The sequence below is a fragment of the Pistricoccus aurantiacus genome, from assembly GCF_007954585.1.
Lineage (GTDB): Bacteria > Pseudomonadota > Gammaproteobacteria > Pseudomonadales > Halomonadaceae > Pistricoccus > Pistricoccus aurantiacus.
In genome coordinates, this window is sequence record NZ_CP042382.1 from 2,486,994 (window position 1) to 2,502,636 (window position 15,643).

The window sequence follows — 15,643 nt, forward strand, 5'->3', positions numbered from 1 at the left end:
GACAGGTACCAATGACTCGACCGCGTCAGCAGCAAGGCCCGTTCCCGGCCATTGCGGGTGAGGGCGGCAGCGTGTTCGAACTCGGTGCGGGTCTCCTGTATCCGGTCAAGTCGAGCGAGCAGGCCGCCGCGTGCGCTGGGCAGCAGATGGTAGTGCGCCAGTATCGGCTCCTCGAGCAGGACATCGTCTAGTTTCTAGGAGGCTGAGCTTGCGTCGTGCTACTCTCACCTCGGTGGTCATAGTTGTTTCCTCATGGTGTTACAGCCTAGCGTCAGACCTCGTCCTATAACTCACAGGGGCACTATGGCCACCTCTCTTTCAGTGGCTAACTGTCAGGTAAATACTGTCTCTGTACATCTTGTTCTTTCTTTTGCCCTCACTATTGTTTTTATTTCTTTTCATCACCGAAATCTTTAAAAGCATTCTATGTCCGATAAATGTTTAGGCTTGAAAATTCGCCTCAGCGAAGCTAATTAGAGCAATAGGCCGTCATTGCCATCGGGCTGATGGGGTCGGTTGACAACCTGTCGGTTTGGCCGAATGCGGTTCTCGGACGACCCTAAATTGAAACAGTGTTTTGTAATAAGAAATGTATGAAGGTAACCAAATATTTTTTAGACAAGAGTAGATTTAGGTTAAACGAAGTGCTAATGAATTATGCTGTAGTGGCATGGGAAACTGGAAAGTAGCCGGTAAAACCCTTGTTGCAAGCTTGCGAAAAATATCGCTTTAAATGACATGTTGAGCAGCGTGTAAGTAGTTCTTTTCAAGTGCTACTTTTCCTCGATCCAAGGAGTGGATTCTATAAAAGCTATGTGTTTTTGGCCTTTTTACTGCAGGAAGCCTCAGGAGACTCTTCAATGAGCCGCGCAACGTTAACCGGTCTTGCCCGTCCTGAAGCCAATACGGCCATGCTTGCCGATGGCAGCGATGAGATCGCGGAAAGTTTGCTCGTCGATATGCTGAAAGTGTCTTCGATCTCCAGAAAACATTCTTCTCGAGAGCCTTCTTCCAGAGGGCATGACATTCTATTCGTGACTCCGGAAATCGCCGATCTGGTCAAGGTTGGCGGCCTGGGGGACGTGGCCTCCTCGCTCCCCAGAGCCCTTGCGGCTCATCACGATGTACGGCTGTTGATGCCAGCTTATCGTGAGGTATTACAGTCCGGGCATTCCATCGAAATCGTCGATCATCTCCCTGCCCATGCGGAACTGCCTGCCTGTGACCTGGGACAGCTGATTTTCGATGATGGTCTGATCATTTACCTGGTGATCTGCCCGGAGCTCTACGAGCGAGAGGGAAACCCTTATTGCGATGAGCTGGGCGTCGGCTGGTCGGACAACGACATTCGCTTTGCACGACTGGGCCTTGCCGCGGCGGAAATCGTCTCCGGCAATACCGCTCTCGACTGGCAGCCATCGATACTGCATCTGCACGACTGGGCTACCGCCCTGGCGGCGGGCTACCTGCATTGGCGAGGCGACGACACCCCGGTCATCTTCACCATTCACAATCTGGCCCATCAAGGGCTTTGCGAGCTGTCTCGCGCCAGTGCCCTGGGAATTCCCGAGCAGGCGTTGAACAGCGAAGAACTCGAGTATTACGGTCAGCTTTCCTTCATGAAAGCAGGATTGGTATACGCCTCGCATATCACGACCGTCAGCGCGACTTATGCCCGGGAGATCACCACGCCGGAATTCGGCTGTGGGCTAGAAGGCTTGTTGGCGCTCAAGGCCGAGCAGGGACTGCTGACCGGCATACCCAACGGCATCGACGACAGCTGGGATCCGCGCACGGATAGCCATCTGGCCAGGGCTTTCGCCATGAACGATTGGCGAGGCAAGCGCGCCAACGCGGACCATGTCAGAAAGATGTTCGGCCTGGCGCTTTGTAACGGCCCTCTATTTGCAGTGGTATCTCGGCTGGTGCATCAGAAGGGGCTGGACCTGACCATCGGCGTGGCGGAATCGATTGTTCGCGCCGGCGGGCAGATCGTCTTTATCGGACGGGGAGAGCAGGGAATCGAGCGGGCGCTGTGCAATCTGGCGGCGCGTTTTCCCGGCGCCATCGGCGTCAATATCGGCTTCGATGAAAGCGATGCCCGCTGCATGTATGCGGGCAGCGATTTCCTGCTGATGCCATCGCGTTTCGAACCCTGCGGCCTGAGTCAACTATATGCCCAGCGCTTCGGCTCCCTGCCGATCGCCCATCGCACCGGTGGCCTGGTGGACACCATAGAGGATGGAGTGAGCGGTTTCCTCTTCGACGAGATGACGCTTTGCAGTTACATGGAAGCCATTCGCCGAGCGCTGATGGTATTTCGCGCCACGGATCTTTTCTACGCCATGCGTCGCGCCGCCATGGTCAATCGCTTTACCTGGCGCCATTCCATCGAGCCTTATAATCAGCTTTATCAAACGTTGCTGCAGCAAAAAGCCACGACTCGGCATGACATTGCTCTGCCGGATTCGCTGCGCCGGGTAGCCTTTCACGATGACATTACCGCAACGCAAGAGCCAGGCAACAGCTACCCAAGTGAAGAAAAAAGGGTGGGAGCCGGCGCCTATGGCTAAGCCGGAATCGATAGAAACATCGCCTCTCATCGAAGAGACAGCTCAGCCCACCAGGGATGACGACGAATACGCCAGTGAGGGCCTGACGAAGTATCGTTGGCACGACGATTTATGGCTGCGCCAGCGAGAGCAGGTCGTGGCTGGCGAATCGCCGCTGGCGATCTATCGGCTGGAACCTCTCGATTGGTTGGCAAGCTGGCAAGGCATAGGCAAGGAAAAGATATCAGCTTGGCAATCGCTGGATTGGAAAGCCCTGGGGATTCGCTTGATCCCCCACATGGCGGATCTGGGCTTTACTCACCTGGAGTTGACAAGATCCCGCGCCAGCCGGGCAAGCAAGCAGGATGCTGTCAACGAAGATACTGTCGACGCGACTGTTTTTGCCAATTTCATCGATACCTGTCACGAAGGCGGCCTGGGGGTCATCGTCGAGATTCGGGTTCTGCAGGAAATCCTGTCGAATGTCCCGTCGGAACAGAAAACGGGCGCCGCGGCTCCCGACAGTGCCCTCAGTGATAACGACCGGCTCGCGAGCCTGCTCGACGCCATCCGGCGCTACCATCTCGATGGCGTGAGCCTGGCGGATGATACGGATGAGGCAGGCGGCCTGGCGCTGATGTCGGGACTGGCCCAGACGGCGCCGGACGTCCTGTTGATCGTTGACGCTTCCTTATATTCATCCTTGTACAAGCGGCTTCCGACTGTTTCCCGGCTGCTGGTTCACAACGCTGGCTGGAACCGGGTGATGCTGGAATTCCTGAGCGAGCCCCCGGATTCCCGCCATCGTCGCTATCCTGCCTTGATCGATAGCTTTTCCCATGCCTGCGATGCGCCTTACCTCCTGCCTCTGACCAACCCCGGCGCGCGTCATCCGTGGCTGGCGCGTATTCCCGGTGATCGCTGGCAGCGGTTTGCGACGCTCCGGGCGGCAACCTGCCTGATGTGGACCTATCCCGGCAAGAAGCTTCTCGGCATGGGCACGGAATTCGGCCAGGACCGACCTCGACAGGCGGATCAGAGCCTGGACTGGACCCTGCTCGACGACGGTTTTCATGCGGGAATGCTGCGGCTGGTGGCGGATCTCAACCGGCTATATGGCGACGAGTCGGCCCTGCACGGCTGCGATGGCGAGCCAAGCACCGTCGAGTGGGTCGTCAATGATGATACCACCAACAATGTGGTCGCCTTTCTGCGCCATGGCGCAGAAGGTACCGCGCCGCTGCTGGTGGTCGCCAATTTCACGCCTCGGGTGCAGCGAGATTACCGCCTGGGGGTACCGAACATGGGCGCCTGGTATGAAGTGATCAACAGCGACAGTGTCTTCTACGGCGGTTCCAACGTGGGCAACGGCCAGGCGGTAATGGCGCGGATGACCGCAAGCCACGGCTATCCCGCTTCGCTGGATCTGACCCTGCCGCCGCTGGGCACACTACTACTGAAACAAGGAGATTGGCCGGCATGAAGCAGCAGAATGTTCGTTCTTCCGCTTCCTTGTCCTTCACTTCCACCTACGGCGCACAACTTCTCGATGACGGGCACACCCGTTTTTGCCTCTGGGCCCCGGATGCCCATCGCGTTGAGCTCGAACTGGAGGACGCCCCGGCCCAGGCCATGCAGCGCCTTGACGACGGCGCCTTCGAACTGACGGTGGATTGCCCGCCGGGCAGCCGCTATCGCTATCGTGTGATTACCGCGGAAAACGCCGAAGGCATGGCCATACCCGACCCCGCCGCCCGGGCCCAGGACGAGGATGTGAATGGGCCTAGCCTGGTGGTGGACCCAGGAAGCCACTTGTGGCGGCACACCGACTGGCGCGGTCGCCCCTGGCAGGAAAGCGTCATCTACGAAGTTCATGTGGGCCTGCTGGGCGGTTTTGCCGGGGTGCAGCGCTATCTGCCTTATCTGGTGGAACTCGGCGTCACCGCCATCGAACTGATGCCGGTGGCGGAATTCCCCGGCGGGCGCAACTGGGGCTATGACGGTGTCCTGCCCTACGCGGTGGAGGCGGACTACGGCAGTCCGGGCGAGTTGAAGACGTTGATCGATGCTGCCCACGGCCAGGGGCTGATGGTGTTTCTCGACGTGGTCTACAACCATTTCGGTCCGGACGGCAACTATCTGGCGAGCTACGCCGGCGGCTTCTTCCGCCAGGATCTGATTACTCCCTGGGGCGCATCCATCGATTTTCGCGCGCCGCAGGTGCGCCGTTATTTCATCGACAACGCCTTGATGTGGCTTCAGGAATACCGCTTCGACGGCCTGCGTTTCGACGCGGTGCACGCCATCAGCGAGCGGGATTTTCTGATGGAGATGGCGAAGGCGATTCGCGCCCACATCGATCCTGAGCGTCATGTGCATCTGGTACTGGAAAACGAAGTCAATAGCGCGAGCCTGCTCGGCGAAGGGCACTACGACGCCCAGTGGAACGACGACTGGCACAACGTCATGCACGTGCTGCTCACCGGCGAAGGGGAGGGCTACTATGCGGGGTTTACCGAGAACCCCACCCAAAAGCTCGCCCGCTGTCTGAGCGAAGGCTTTATCTACCAGGGCGAGGATACCCCCAAGGGCCACGCCCGGGGCGAGCCCAGCGCCCATCTGCCCCCCAGCGCCTTTGTCATCTTCCTGCAGAATCACGATCAGATCGGCAACCGGGCCCTGGGAGAGCGATTGAGCACTTTAGCCGACCCGGACGCCTTGGCGGCGGCGACGCTTTTGCTGCTGCTTTCCCCCATGGTGCCGCTGCTGTTCATGGGAGAAGAGTGGGGCTCCGAGCAGCCGTTCCTGTTTTTCACGTCTCACAAGCGCGAGCTGGCGGAAGCGGTGCGGGAGGGCCGGCGTGGCGAGTTCGCGGATTTTCCTGCCTTTCGGGACGAAGCGGCGCGGGAGCGGATCCCCGATCCCAACGACCCCGCGACCTATGAAAGATCGCGTCTGGATTTCGATAGCCGAGAAGATCCGCCTCACGCGGCCTGGCTCGAGCGCTATCGGCACTGGCTGAAACTGCGCCACCACCATCTCGTGCCTCACCTGGCGGGCACTCGGTCGCTCAGCGCGAAAGTGCTGGGAGAAAAAGCGCTGCTGGCCCGCTGGCGTCTAGGCAACGACGACACCCTGACGATTCTTCTCAACCTGCGGGACGACCCGCTAGGCCTCGATGAAAAACCGAGTGCGTACTGCCTGGCGGAGAGCCGTAGCGGGGTAGCGAAAACCGCGCGGCAAGGCTGGCTGGCACCGCGCAGCGCCTCCGCCTGGTTGCGAGAGCGCGAGGACAAGGAAAGCGGAAGCATGGAAAGAGAGAGCAAGGAAAGATCCGTATGAAGGAAGATGAGTCTGAAGAACTGAGTAAGCTGGCAAAGGCCGCTGGCCTGCTGCTCGAGTGGGAGGATAGCGACAAGCGCCCTCGTCATCTGGATCCGAAGGTCCAGCGCAGTCTGCTGCGCTGCCTGGGCTTTCCCGCGGATACTGATGCCGAGCGCCAGGAAAGCCGCCGGCGGCTGGAAAGACTCAATCATCCTTGCACCCTTGACGAGCTGCCGCCGCTGATTACCGCGGCGATGAACACCTCCATTTCCTTGCCCTGTCCCGTGCGCGCCAATACGCCTTTCATCCTGACCCTGGAAGACGGTGACTGCCGTCAAGGGTACACGGATGCCCAAGGGCGGATACCGGCGATAGCGGAATACGGCTATCACCGGTTGGCGTTTGAGGGCGCTGATAAAAACGCTACTGAACTGACCCTGGCGGTAGCGCCGCCTCGGTGTTTTTCCGTCGAAGACGCCTGCCAGGAAAACGAGCCGCGCCTGTGGGCGCTGGCGGTGCAGCTTTACGCCCTGCGCCGAGACGGCGACGGCGGCAGCGGCGATTTGTATGGGCTCGCCAGACTGGGCCAAAAGGCAGCGAGAGAGGGTGCAGACGCCCTGGTGATCAGCCCGACCCACGCCATGTTCAGCGCGGAACCGAATCACTACAGCCCCTATTCGCCGTCCAGCCGGCTGCTGCACAACGCCCTGGTAGCGGCGCCGGAACTGCTCTTCGACGATCAAGCCATCCACAAGGCCAAGCGTCACAGCGGGCTGGAAAAGCAGCTTGCCCGGCTGGAAGCCGAGGCACTGATCGACTGGCCCGGGGTGAATCGCGCCAAGCTTGCCTGGCTGCGCCTGTTGTATCGAGACTTCAGCGACGACCCCTCGTCGCGCTATGCCGGCCTCAGGGCCAGATTCGACGCCTATCGCCGGGAGAGCGGCGCGCTGCTGGAGAATCACTGCCGCTTCGAGGCGCTGCAGACACATCTCGACGAAATGGACTGGCGTCGCTGGCCAGAGGAATTTCAGGATCCGGCCAATCCGGCGGTGGCGACCTTCGCTGAACAGAACGCGGACGAGGTGGGCTTTCACGCCTTTCTGCAATGGCTGGTGGCGGAAGGGCTGAACAGCGCTCAGCGAGAACTTCGCGGCGCGGGCATGCGTATCGGTCTGGTAGCGGATCTGGCGGTGGGCTCGAACCCGGTGGGCAGCCAGAGCTGGGCGCGCAAGCAGGACATGCTCGAGGGGGTTTCCATCGGCGCGCCGCCGGATCTCATCAACGTGCTCGGCCAGAACTGGGGCCTGGCGGCGTTTTCTCCGCAGGGGCTGGTGCGCTCCGGGTTTCGCAGCTTTATCGACATGCTGCGCGGCAGCTTCAATCACGTAGGCGGCCTGCGTATCGACCATATCATGGGGCTGATGCGGCTGTGGCTGATCCCGGAAGGCGAGTCGCCCACCCAAGGCGGCTACGTGAACTTTCCCCTCGACGACATGCTGCGGCTGGTGGCACTGGAATCCTGGCGGCACAAGGCCATCGTCATCGGCGAGGATCTCGGTACCGTGGCGCCGGGCTTCACCGAGCGGCTGGCGGCACAGCGCATCCTGGGAATGCAGGTGCTCTGGTTTGAAAAAGAAGAGGAAGACGGCGACTCGGATGCCTTTTTGCCCGCCCGGCGCTGGTCCAGTGAAGCCACCGCCATGACCACCACCCACGATCTGGCCACGGTGATGGGCTGGTGGAGCGGTCGGGATCTTCAATGGCGAGACCGGCTGGAACTGCTGGGAGACAGCACCCTGGAGCAGGAAATCAGCCAGCGCGAAACGGAAAAGCGCGAGCTTGCCAAGGTACTGAATGTCGAAGAGGACGCCTCAACCCAACAGGTGCTGGAGGCGGCCATCGCTCATATTGGGCGCACGCCTTCGCCGCTGGTCATTCTGCCCATGGAAGACGCGCTGGGGCTCGAGGAGCAGCCCAATCTGCCGGGCACCATCGACGAGCATCCCAACTGGCGCCGGCGCTGGAGTCAGGCTCAAGGAATGCTGGAGTCCCCCCAGGTGCGACGGCGCCTGGAAATTCTCGTCCGGGCAAGGCGTGAGGCCAAGTTGAATATCAGGACCGGCCAGGAAAGCCGAGCCAACCAAGGAGATCAGGGATGAGCGAGATACTTGCCACGCTGCGCCTGCAGTTTCATCGGGATTTCACCCTGAACGACGCTTGCCGCTGGGTGGATTACTATGCGGCGCTGGGAATCAGCCACCTCTATGCCTCGCCGCTGTTGGCCTCCCGATCCGGCTCCGCCCACGGCTACGACGGCATCGATCCGACCCGTATCGACCCGGAACTGGGCGGCGAGGAGGCGCTGGAGCGGTTGGTGAAGGCGCTTCGGGAGCGCGGCATGGGGCTGATCCTGGATATCGTGCCCAATCATCTGGCGGTGGGCGGCTCGGAAAATCCCTGGTGGCAGGAAGTGCTGGCCCACGGCCCGAAAAGTCCCTACGCCGATTTCTTCGATATCGACTGGCATTCCCAGGACCCGACTTTGACCGGCAAGGTGCTGCTGCCGTTTCTCGGCGCGCCTTACGAGGAGGTGCTGCATTCCGGCGAGCTGGTCCTGCGCCAGGACGAAGGCGCCTGGCATGTGCAGTATCACGAACATCAGTTTCCCATCGACCCGGAAAGCCTGGATACGCCGACCGATCCGGCGGCCTTCGATACCACCCGGCCGGAGGGGGCCCGGCGTCTGCACGAACTGCTGGAACGTCAGCACTATCGGCTGGCCTTCTGGCGCACCGCCTCCGACGAGATCAACTGGCGGCGTTTCTTCGACATCACCGAGCTGGCCGGGGTGCGGGTCGAGCTGGACAAGGTCTTCATCAAGACCCACGAGGAGATTTTCGAGCTGGTCGCCAAGGGCTGGGTCGACGGGCTGCGCATCGATCACGTGGACGGCCTCGCGGACCCCAAGGGCTACTGCCGCCGGCTTCGGGAGGAACTCGATGCCCTGGAAGAACGCCGCCCCCAAGGGGTGCCGCGACAGGTGCCGATCTACCTGGAAAAGATTCTCGCCGGGGACGAGTCCCTGCACGAAGACTGGGGTGTGGCCGGTACCACCGGCTACGAGTTCATGAATCAGGTTTCCGCGCTCATGCATGACCCGGAAGGTGAAGCGCCGCTCAAGGCGTTATGGAAAGAAGTCACCGGCCGGTCCGGGGATTTCCTGGCGGAAGTGCGTCAGGCCCGGGGCGAAATGCTCGAGATCAATCTCAACAGCGAGTTCCACGGCTGCGCCCGGGCGTTATCGCGACTCGCCAAGTATCGCCTCGAGACCCGGGATATCACCTTGGGCGCCATCGAGCGGGCGCTTCATGCCCTGGTGGTGCATTTTCCCGTCTATCGCACCTACGCAGATGAGCGCGGCCGGCCGCTGCAGGACGCGCCTTTTTTCGAGCGTGCCTTGCAAGGCGCCTGGGGAGACGTCAACCCGCCGGATCGAGAGGTGCTGAAACGGCTCGATGACTGGCTGGGGGGCGAGGCGCCGGAGGGCTGTGATGACCTGGGTGAGCGGGAACTGCGCCTGGAAGCCATCCAGCGCTTTCAGCAGCTGACTTCCCCGGCGGCGGCCAAGGCGGTGGAGGATACCGCCGGCTATCGCAGCGCGGTGCTGATTTCCCGCAACGATGTAGGGGGCGATCCGGAGCATTTCGCCCACTCGCCACAAACGTTTCACGCCGCTTGCCGGGCACGGGCGTCAAGCTTTCCCCATACGATGCTCACCACCGCCACCCACGATCACAAGCGCGGCGAAGACGTGAGGGCGCGGCTTGCGGCGCTCAGCGAGCAGCCCTGGCTATTCGCCGAGCAGGTGCGCCAGTGGCGACGGATGGCAGCACCCTTGCGTGAGGAACTGGCCAGCGGCCTGGCGCCGTCGTCCTCGGACGAGCTGATGCTCTATCAGATACTGCTGGGGGCCTGGGACCCGGCGCTGGATATCGAAGACGCCGCCGCCCGCCAGACGTTCCTTGAGCGTCTGGCCCAGTGGCAGGAAAAGGCGCTGCGTGAAGCCAAGCTGCGTACCCACTGGCTGTGGCCGGATAGCCAGTACGAAACCGCCTGTCGCAACTTCCTGTTCGGCCTGCTGGAAGATCCCGCATTGAGAAGCGACCTGCGGGAAGCCGCCCGGGCGCTGGATCTTCCCGGGGCGTTGAACGGCCTGGTACAGGTGACCCTGCGCCTGACTACCCCCGGCGTGCCGGATCTCTATCAGGGCACGGAGTACTGGGATCATAGCCTGGTGGACCCGGATAATCGTCGCCCGGTGGACTACGCTTCACGTCAGGCGGCGCTGAAGGAACGCGAAAGCCCCGACGCGGCCCTGGCCCACTGGCGAGATGGCCGAGTCAAGCAAGCCTTGATCGCGGAGCTGCTGGCGCTGCGTCAGCGTTTCCCGGGGCTCTTCCTGGCGGGTGATTATATCCCCCTCGAGCCGCAGGGCACCCAGGCCCGGCATCTGCTGGCGTTTCTGCGAGTCACGACGACCGCGACGCTGTTGGTGGTGGTACCGCGCCAGACTACAGGGCTGCTGGAAGATGAAGCGTCGGGCGCCGCTGCGCCGGGCGACGCTTCGTCGGGCGCCGCTGCGCTGACCTGGATGCCGGCGGCGCGCTGGGAGAATACCCGGCTTTCGCTGCCAGGGAGTCTCGGACAGGAATGGCGAAACGCGCTGACCGGTGAAAAGGCGAATTTCGCTCGGGAGGGGCCGGCGGTAGGAGAATTGTTGCGCGCTTTTCCGGTCGGTGTCTTCGTACAGGAAGCGCAGCAGGATGACATTGCGATAACGGATGATCGGGAGGTTTGAACATGGCCAATGATGAACTGCGGGTACGTCAGCTGGCGTATCGTATCTGGGAATCCGAGGGCCGCCCGGAAGGCCAGCAGCAGCGCCACTGGGACATGGCGTTGAAGATCGTCGCCGCGGAACAGGCCGCGGGCCGCGAAACCATGCTCGAAGACGAGGGCGACGTTCAGGACGAGCCGCCGATTCTCGAGGAAGGGCTGCCCCTGGAGGACGACGAGAGGGGCATCGAGGAAGATCGCCTGCCGCTTGAGGATCCGGACGGCGACCCCAGCCTGGATGAGGCGCCTTACCGGGACGACGTGACCCTCGAGGAGACGGTGCCGGTGCAGGATCGTGCCGGAAGCTCGGACGAGTCCCTGGAATCTTCTCATGCCCTGGACACGGAAAACCCGGAGGACGAGGTCGAGATAAGGCGCGTTCCCGAGGAGTCCCGGGCCGCGCCGAAGAAGGCCGCCCCCGGGAAGCCGCGCAAGCCGGCGGCCGGGAAGGACACCGCCAGGAAGGCGGCTGCCAAGAAAACCACCGCCAAGAAAGAGACCACCGGGAAAGCCACCAGCAAGAAGAAGTCGACGACTTCCACGCCGCGCAAGCCGCGCGGTTGAAGCGAACGCAAAGGAATGACGATGAGCAGCGAACACGAGAATCAGGCGGATGCGACGGTTCAGGATGATGCGACGGTCGCCCGGGACGAGGCGCCGGCGGTACCCAGGCGCTCCCGAGTGCGCGAAGGGCTGCCCTTTCCCCTGGGGGCGACCTGGGATGGCCTGGGAGTCAACTTCGCGCTGTTTTCCGCCAACGCCACCAAGGTGGAGCTTTGCCTGTTCGACGAGAACGGCGAACACGAGATCGAGCGCATCGAGCTGCCGGAATTCACCGATGAAATCTGGCACTGCTATCTGCCGGATGCCCGCCCCGGGCAGCTTTACGGCTATCGGGTTCATGGCCCCTATGCGCCGGAAGAAGGCCACCGCTTCAACCCCAACAAGCTGCTGCTGGACCCCTACGCCAAGCAGGTCGTCGGTGAAATCGAGTGGAACGAGGCGCTGTTCGGCTACACCATCGGCCATGAAGATGGCGATCTCAGCTTCGACGAACGGGACAGCGCCCCCTACATGCCGCGCTGCAAGGTCATCGATCCGGCGTTTACCTGGGGGCGAACCCCAGACGTTCATCTCCCCGCGGATCGCACCATCATCTACGAAACCCATCCGCGGGGTTACACCATGCGCCACCCGGCGGTGCCGGAAGCCCTGCGTGGCACCTTCGCCGGGCTGATGGCCAACGACGTGGTCAAGCATATCCGTTCACTAGGAGTCACCTGCGTGGAACTGCTGCCGGTGCACGGCTTCGTGCAGGATCAGCATCTGCTGGAGAACGGTCTGCGCAACTACTGGGGCTACAACACCCTGAGCTTCTTCGCGCCCTATTCCGAATATCTCTCCGGGGACAACATCAACGAGTTCAAGGAAATGGTGGCGCGCTTCCATGCCGCCGGACTGGAGGTGATTCTCGACGTGGTCTACAACCACACCGCGGAGGGCAACGAGCTGGGGCCGACGCTATCCTTCAAGGGTATCGACAACGCCTCCTACTACCGGCTGATGCCGGAAGAAAAGCGCTATTACATCGATGACACCGGCACCGGCAACACGGTCAACCTGAGCCATCCGCGGGTGATGCAGATGGTCACGGACTCGCTGCGCTACTGGATCGAAGACATGGGGGTGGACGGCTTCCGCTTCGACCTGGCGACCATCCTGGCTCGGGAGCCCCATGGCTTCGACGAGGGCGGCGGCTTCCTGCAGTCCGCCCGCCAGGACCCGGTGCTCAATCAGGCGAAGCTGATCGCCGAGCCCTGGGACTGCGGCCCCGGCGGCTATCAGGTGGGCAAGTTTCCCCCGGGCTGGGCGGAATGGAACGATCAGTATCGCGATACGGTGCGCGCCTACTGGAAGGGCGACGAGGGTCAGATAAGTACGCTGGCCGCGCGGCTGCTGGGTTCGCCGGATCTCTTCGATCGCCGAGGACGGCGGCCCTTCGCCTCGGTCAACTTCGTCACCGCCCACGACGGCTATACGCTTTTCGATCTGGTCAGCTACAACGACAAGCATAACGAAGCCAACGGCGAGGACAACAACGACGGCCACGACAGCAACTTCTCCTGGAACCACGGCGAGGAAGGCCCCACGCAGAACCCGGATATCCAGGCGCTGCGCCTGCGACAGGTACGCAACTTCATCGCCACCATGCTGTTTTCCCAAGGCACGCCGATGATTACCGCCGGGGACGAGATGCTTCGCACCCAGCAGGGCAACAATAATGCCTACTGTCAGGACAACGAGATCAGTTGGCTCGACTGGAACCTGAATCGTGACGCCCACGAGATGATCGACTACGTGCGCCGGGTAATCGCGCTGCGCCAGCAGCATCCCATGCTGCGTCGTGGGCGTTTTCTGCATGGTGAATACAACGAGGAACTCGGTCTGCGGGAAGTGGTCTGGCTGGCGCCGAATGGCGAGGAAATGGGCGTCGAGCAGTGGGAAGACCCCCAGGCGCGCATCCTGGGTCTGCTGCTGGACGGTCGCGCCCAGCCCACCGGCATTCGTCGGGCCGGGGTGGATACCACCTTGCTGCTGCTGTTCAACGCCTCGAGCGAGTCCGTGAATTTCACCTTGCCGAACGTGCCTCGAGGCAATCGCTGGGTAGCGCGGCTGGATACCTGCCACGCCCAGGAAGAAGACCTGGGTCACTACGATTTCGACGACGCCTATCGGCTGGCGGAGCGCTCTCTGGCGTTGCTGGAACTGCAGTATGAAAAAGGAGCCTTGCGGTCATGAAGACCAAGAGTATGAGTGCAGAGTTCACAAGGGCAGAGTCCAGGGATGTCTCCGATTCCCGGGAAGCCGAGACGGAAGGCCACTTGCAAGAGCATGATCTGGTTGCCGCGAAGGCGCCGCGTATCGCCATCGAAGCTGTGATGCCCGCCATCGACCAGGGGCGCTTTGCCGCCAAGGCGATCATCGATCGGCCGGTGCGGGTGACGGCGACCATCTTCGCCGACGGCCACGACGTGCTGGCGGCGGCGGTGAACTGGCAGGATGCCCAGGGTAACGCCCGCCGCGAACCGATGCAGCTGGTGCGCCCGCTGGGACTGGATGTCTGGGAGGCGAGCTTCACGCCGCGATCCCTCGGCCGGCATAGCTTTATCATCGAGGCCTGGTGGGATACCTACGGCACTTATCGCGACGAGCTTTCCAAGAAGCACCAGGCGGGGGTCAACGTCGAACTCGAACTGGAAGAGGGGCGACGGCTGCTGGTCGCCGCCTGCGAGCGAAGCGAGGCTGAACTGCGTGAAGCGCTCGAAGCGGTGCATGAACGCTTCCAGGCCATGGGCTCCCCCAGCGAGCGAGTCGCGCTCATGCTCGCCAGGGAAACCGCGCATCTGATGGCGGAAGCGGACGCCCGGCCGCATCTGGCCCGCAGCGAAATGAGCTATCCGCTGGAAGTGGATCGACGCGAGGCGGAGTTTGCCAGCTGGTATGAACTCTTTCCGCGTTCCGAAAGCGGCGATCCTGACCGTCACGGCACCTTCAAGGATGTGCATCGCCGTCTACCGATGATTCGCGACATGGGCTTTGACGTGCTGTATTTTCCGCCCATCCATCCCATCGGCCACGCCCATCGCAAGGGACCGAACAACACCCTGGTGGCCGGGGAAAATGACCCGGGCAGCCCCTACGCCATCGGAAGCGAGGAGGGCGGCCACGAGGCGATTCATCCGGAACTCGGCACCCGAGAGGATTTCCGCGAGCTGGTTCGCGTCGCGGCGAACCACGGTCTGGAAATCGCCCTGGATTTTGCCATTCAGTGCTCTCCGGATCATCCCTGGCTCAAGGAGCATCCGGGCTGGTTCTCCTGGCGTCCGGACGGTTCCCTGCGCTATGCGGAGAACCCGCCGAAGAAATACCAGGACATCGTCAACGTGGACTTCTACGCCAAGGATGCCATTCCAAGCCTATGGCTGGCGCTGAGGGATGTGGTGCAAAGCTGGGTGGACGAAGGGGTGCGCATCTTCCGGGTGGACAATCCGCACACCAAGCCGTTGCCCTTCTGGGAATGGCTGATCGCGGATATCAAGTCCCGGGACCCGGGGGTGCTGTTTCTCGCGGAGGCCTTCACCCGCCCGCCGATGATGGCGCGGCTCGGCAAGCTGGGTTTCACACAGAGCTATACCTACTTCACCTGGCGCCATACCAAGGCGGAGCTTACCGAGTATCTGACGGAACTCAACGAAGCGCCGCTCAGGGAATGCTATCGGCCGAACTTCTTCGTCAATACCCCGGATATCAATCCGTATTTCCTGCAGTCCTCCGGGCGCCCAGGATTTCTGATTCGCGCCGCCCTGGCCACCCTGGGTTCCGGCCTGTGGGGCATGTATTCCGGTTTCGAGCTCTGCGAAGGCGCCCCGGTGCCGGACAAGGAAGAGTATCTCGACTCGGAGAAGTATCAGCTGCGGGCGCGCGACTACGCGGCCCCGGGCAACATCATCTACGAGATCGCCCAGCTCAACCGCATTCGCCGCGAGAATCCGCCGCTGCATACGCACTTGGGTATTCGCTTTCACCAAGTGGACAATCCAAGGCTGCTCTTTTTCAGCAAGGGTCTGGTCGGCAAGGAAGACCCGGTGCTGGCGGTGGTATCGCTCGATCCTTTCGAGCCCCAGGAAGGCGGCTTCGATCTGCCGCTGTGGCAGCTTGGCCTGGAGGACGACGCGAGGCTGGCGGCGGAGGATCTGATGAGCGGCCACCGCTTCCACTGGCAGGGCAGGCATCAGTGGCTGCGCCTGGAGCCGGGACAGCTGCCTTTCGCCGTCTGGCGAATCAAGCGGTCGGAAGGATAACGAGGGTGG

Annotated in this window: 9 protein-coding genes; all 9 read left to right on the forward strand. The window is 62.0% G+C overall.

Features of this window, described 5'->3' with window-relative positions:
- Positions 1-11: 11 nt before the first annotated feature.
- The 9 genes from FGL86_RS17950 to FGL86_RS11780 all read left to right on the forward strand — a co-directional run bounded on the left by FGL86_RS17950 (position 12) and on the right by FGL86_RS11780 (position 15,634).
- The gene (locus FGL86_RS17950) at positions 12-191 is read left to right on the forward strand and encodes a hypothetical protein (RefSeq protein WP_186764393.1); all 180 of its coding nucleotides are present in this window, start codon (positions 12-14) and stop codon (positions 189-191) included.
- 669 nt (positions 192-860) lie between these two features.
- A complete protein-coding gene (glgA, locus tag FGL86_RS11745) occupies positions 861-2,573 on the forward strand; it encodes a glycogen synthase GlgA (protein WP_246131610.1) in 1,713 nt (570 codons plus the stop codon).
- Positions 2,566-4,035 carry an alpha amylase C-terminal domain-containing protein gene (locus FGL86_RS11750; protein ID WP_186764394.1) on the forward strand — a complete coding sequence of 490 codons (1,470 nt, stop codon included), beginning with the start codon at positions 2,566-2,568 and terminating at the stop codon, positions 4,033-4,035. The genes glgA and FGL86_RS11750 overlap by 8 nt, the downstream gene beginning before the upstream one ends.
- The gene (gene treZ / locus FGL86_RS11755) at positions 4,032-5,894 is read left to right on the forward strand and encodes a malto-oligosyltrehalose trehalohydrolase (protein WP_147184724.1); all 1,863 of its coding nucleotides are present in this window, start codon (positions 4,032-4,034) and stop codon (positions 5,892-5,894) included. The genes FGL86_RS11750 and treZ overlap by 4 nt, the downstream gene beginning before the upstream one ends.
- A complete protein-coding gene (gene malQ / locus FGL86_RS11760) occupies positions 5,891-8,035 on the forward strand; it encodes a 4-alpha-glucanotransferase (RefSeq protein ID WP_147184725.1) in 2,145 nt (714 codons plus the stop codon). Before treZ ends, malQ begins: the two co-directional genes overlap by 4 nt.
- Positions 8,032-10,734 carry a malto-oligosyltrehalose synthase gene (gene treY, locus FGL86_RS11765; RefSeq protein ID WP_147184726.1) on the forward strand — a complete coding sequence of 901 codons (2,703 nt, stop codon included), beginning with the start codon at positions 8,032-8,034 and terminating at the stop codon, positions 10,732-10,734. Before malQ ends, treY begins: the two co-directional genes overlap by 4 nt.
- 2 nt (positions 10,735-10,736) lie before the next feature.
- On the forward strand, positions 10,737-11,336 hold the full coding sequence (locus FGL86_RS18190; RefSeq protein ID WP_246131611.1) for a DUF2934 domain-containing protein: 600 nt from the start codon (positions 10,737-10,739) through the stop codon (positions 11,334-11,336).
- A gap of 21 nt (positions 11,337-11,357) precedes the next feature.
- Entirely contained in the window at positions 11,358-13,571 is a 2,214-nt protein-coding gene (glgX, locus tag FGL86_RS11775; protein WP_147184727.1) for a glycogen debranching protein GlgX, read from the forward strand.
- A complete protein-coding gene (locus FGL86_RS11780) occupies positions 13,568-15,634 on the forward strand; it encodes an alpha-1,4-glucan--maltose-1-phosphate maltosyltransferase (protein WP_246131612.1) in 2,067 nt (688 codons plus the stop codon). The genes glgX and FGL86_RS11780 overlap by 4 nt, the downstream gene beginning before the upstream one ends.
- The last annotated feature ends 9 nt before the right edge of the window (positions 15,635-15,643 follow it).

What these genes read in the sequence shown, in the direction of transcription:
- treZ (WP_147184724.1), top strand. Translation starts at nt 4,032, where the DNA reads ATGAAGCAGCAGAATGTTCGTTCTTCCGCTTCCTTGTCCTTCACTTCC.
- FGL86_RS11750 (WP_186764394.1), top strand. Translation starts at nt 2,566, where the DNA reads ATGGCTAAGCCGGAATCGATAGAAACATCGCCTCTCATCGAAGAGACA.
- FGL86_RS17950 (WP_186764393.1), top strand. Translation starts at nt 12, where the DNA reads ATGACTCGACCGCGTCAGCAGCAAGGCCCGTTCCCGGCCATTGCGGGT.
- FGL86_RS18190 (WP_246131611.1), top strand. Translation starts at nt 10,737, where the DNA reads ATGGCCAATGATGAACTGCGGGTACGTCAGCTGGCGTATCGTATCTGG.
- treY (WP_147184726.1), top strand. Translation starts at nt 8,032, where the DNA reads ATGAGCGAGATACTTGCCACGCTGCGCCTGCAGTTTCATCGGGATTTC.
- glgA (WP_246131610.1), top strand. Translation starts at nt 861, where the DNA reads ATGAGCCGCGCAACGTTAACCGGTCTTGCCCGTCCTGAAGCCAATACG.
- FGL86_RS11780 (WP_246131612.1), top strand. Translation starts at nt 13,568, where the DNA reads ATGAAGACCAAGAGTATGAGTGCAGAGTTCACAAGGGCAGAGTCCAGG.
- malQ (WP_147184725.1), top strand. Translation starts at nt 5,891, where the DNA reads ATGAAGGAAGATGAGTCTGAAGAACTGAGTAAGCTGGCAAAGGCCGCT.
- glgX (WP_147184727.1), top strand. Translation starts at nt 11,358, where the DNA reads ATGAGCAGCGAACACGAGAATCAGGCGGATGCGACGGTTCAGGATGAT.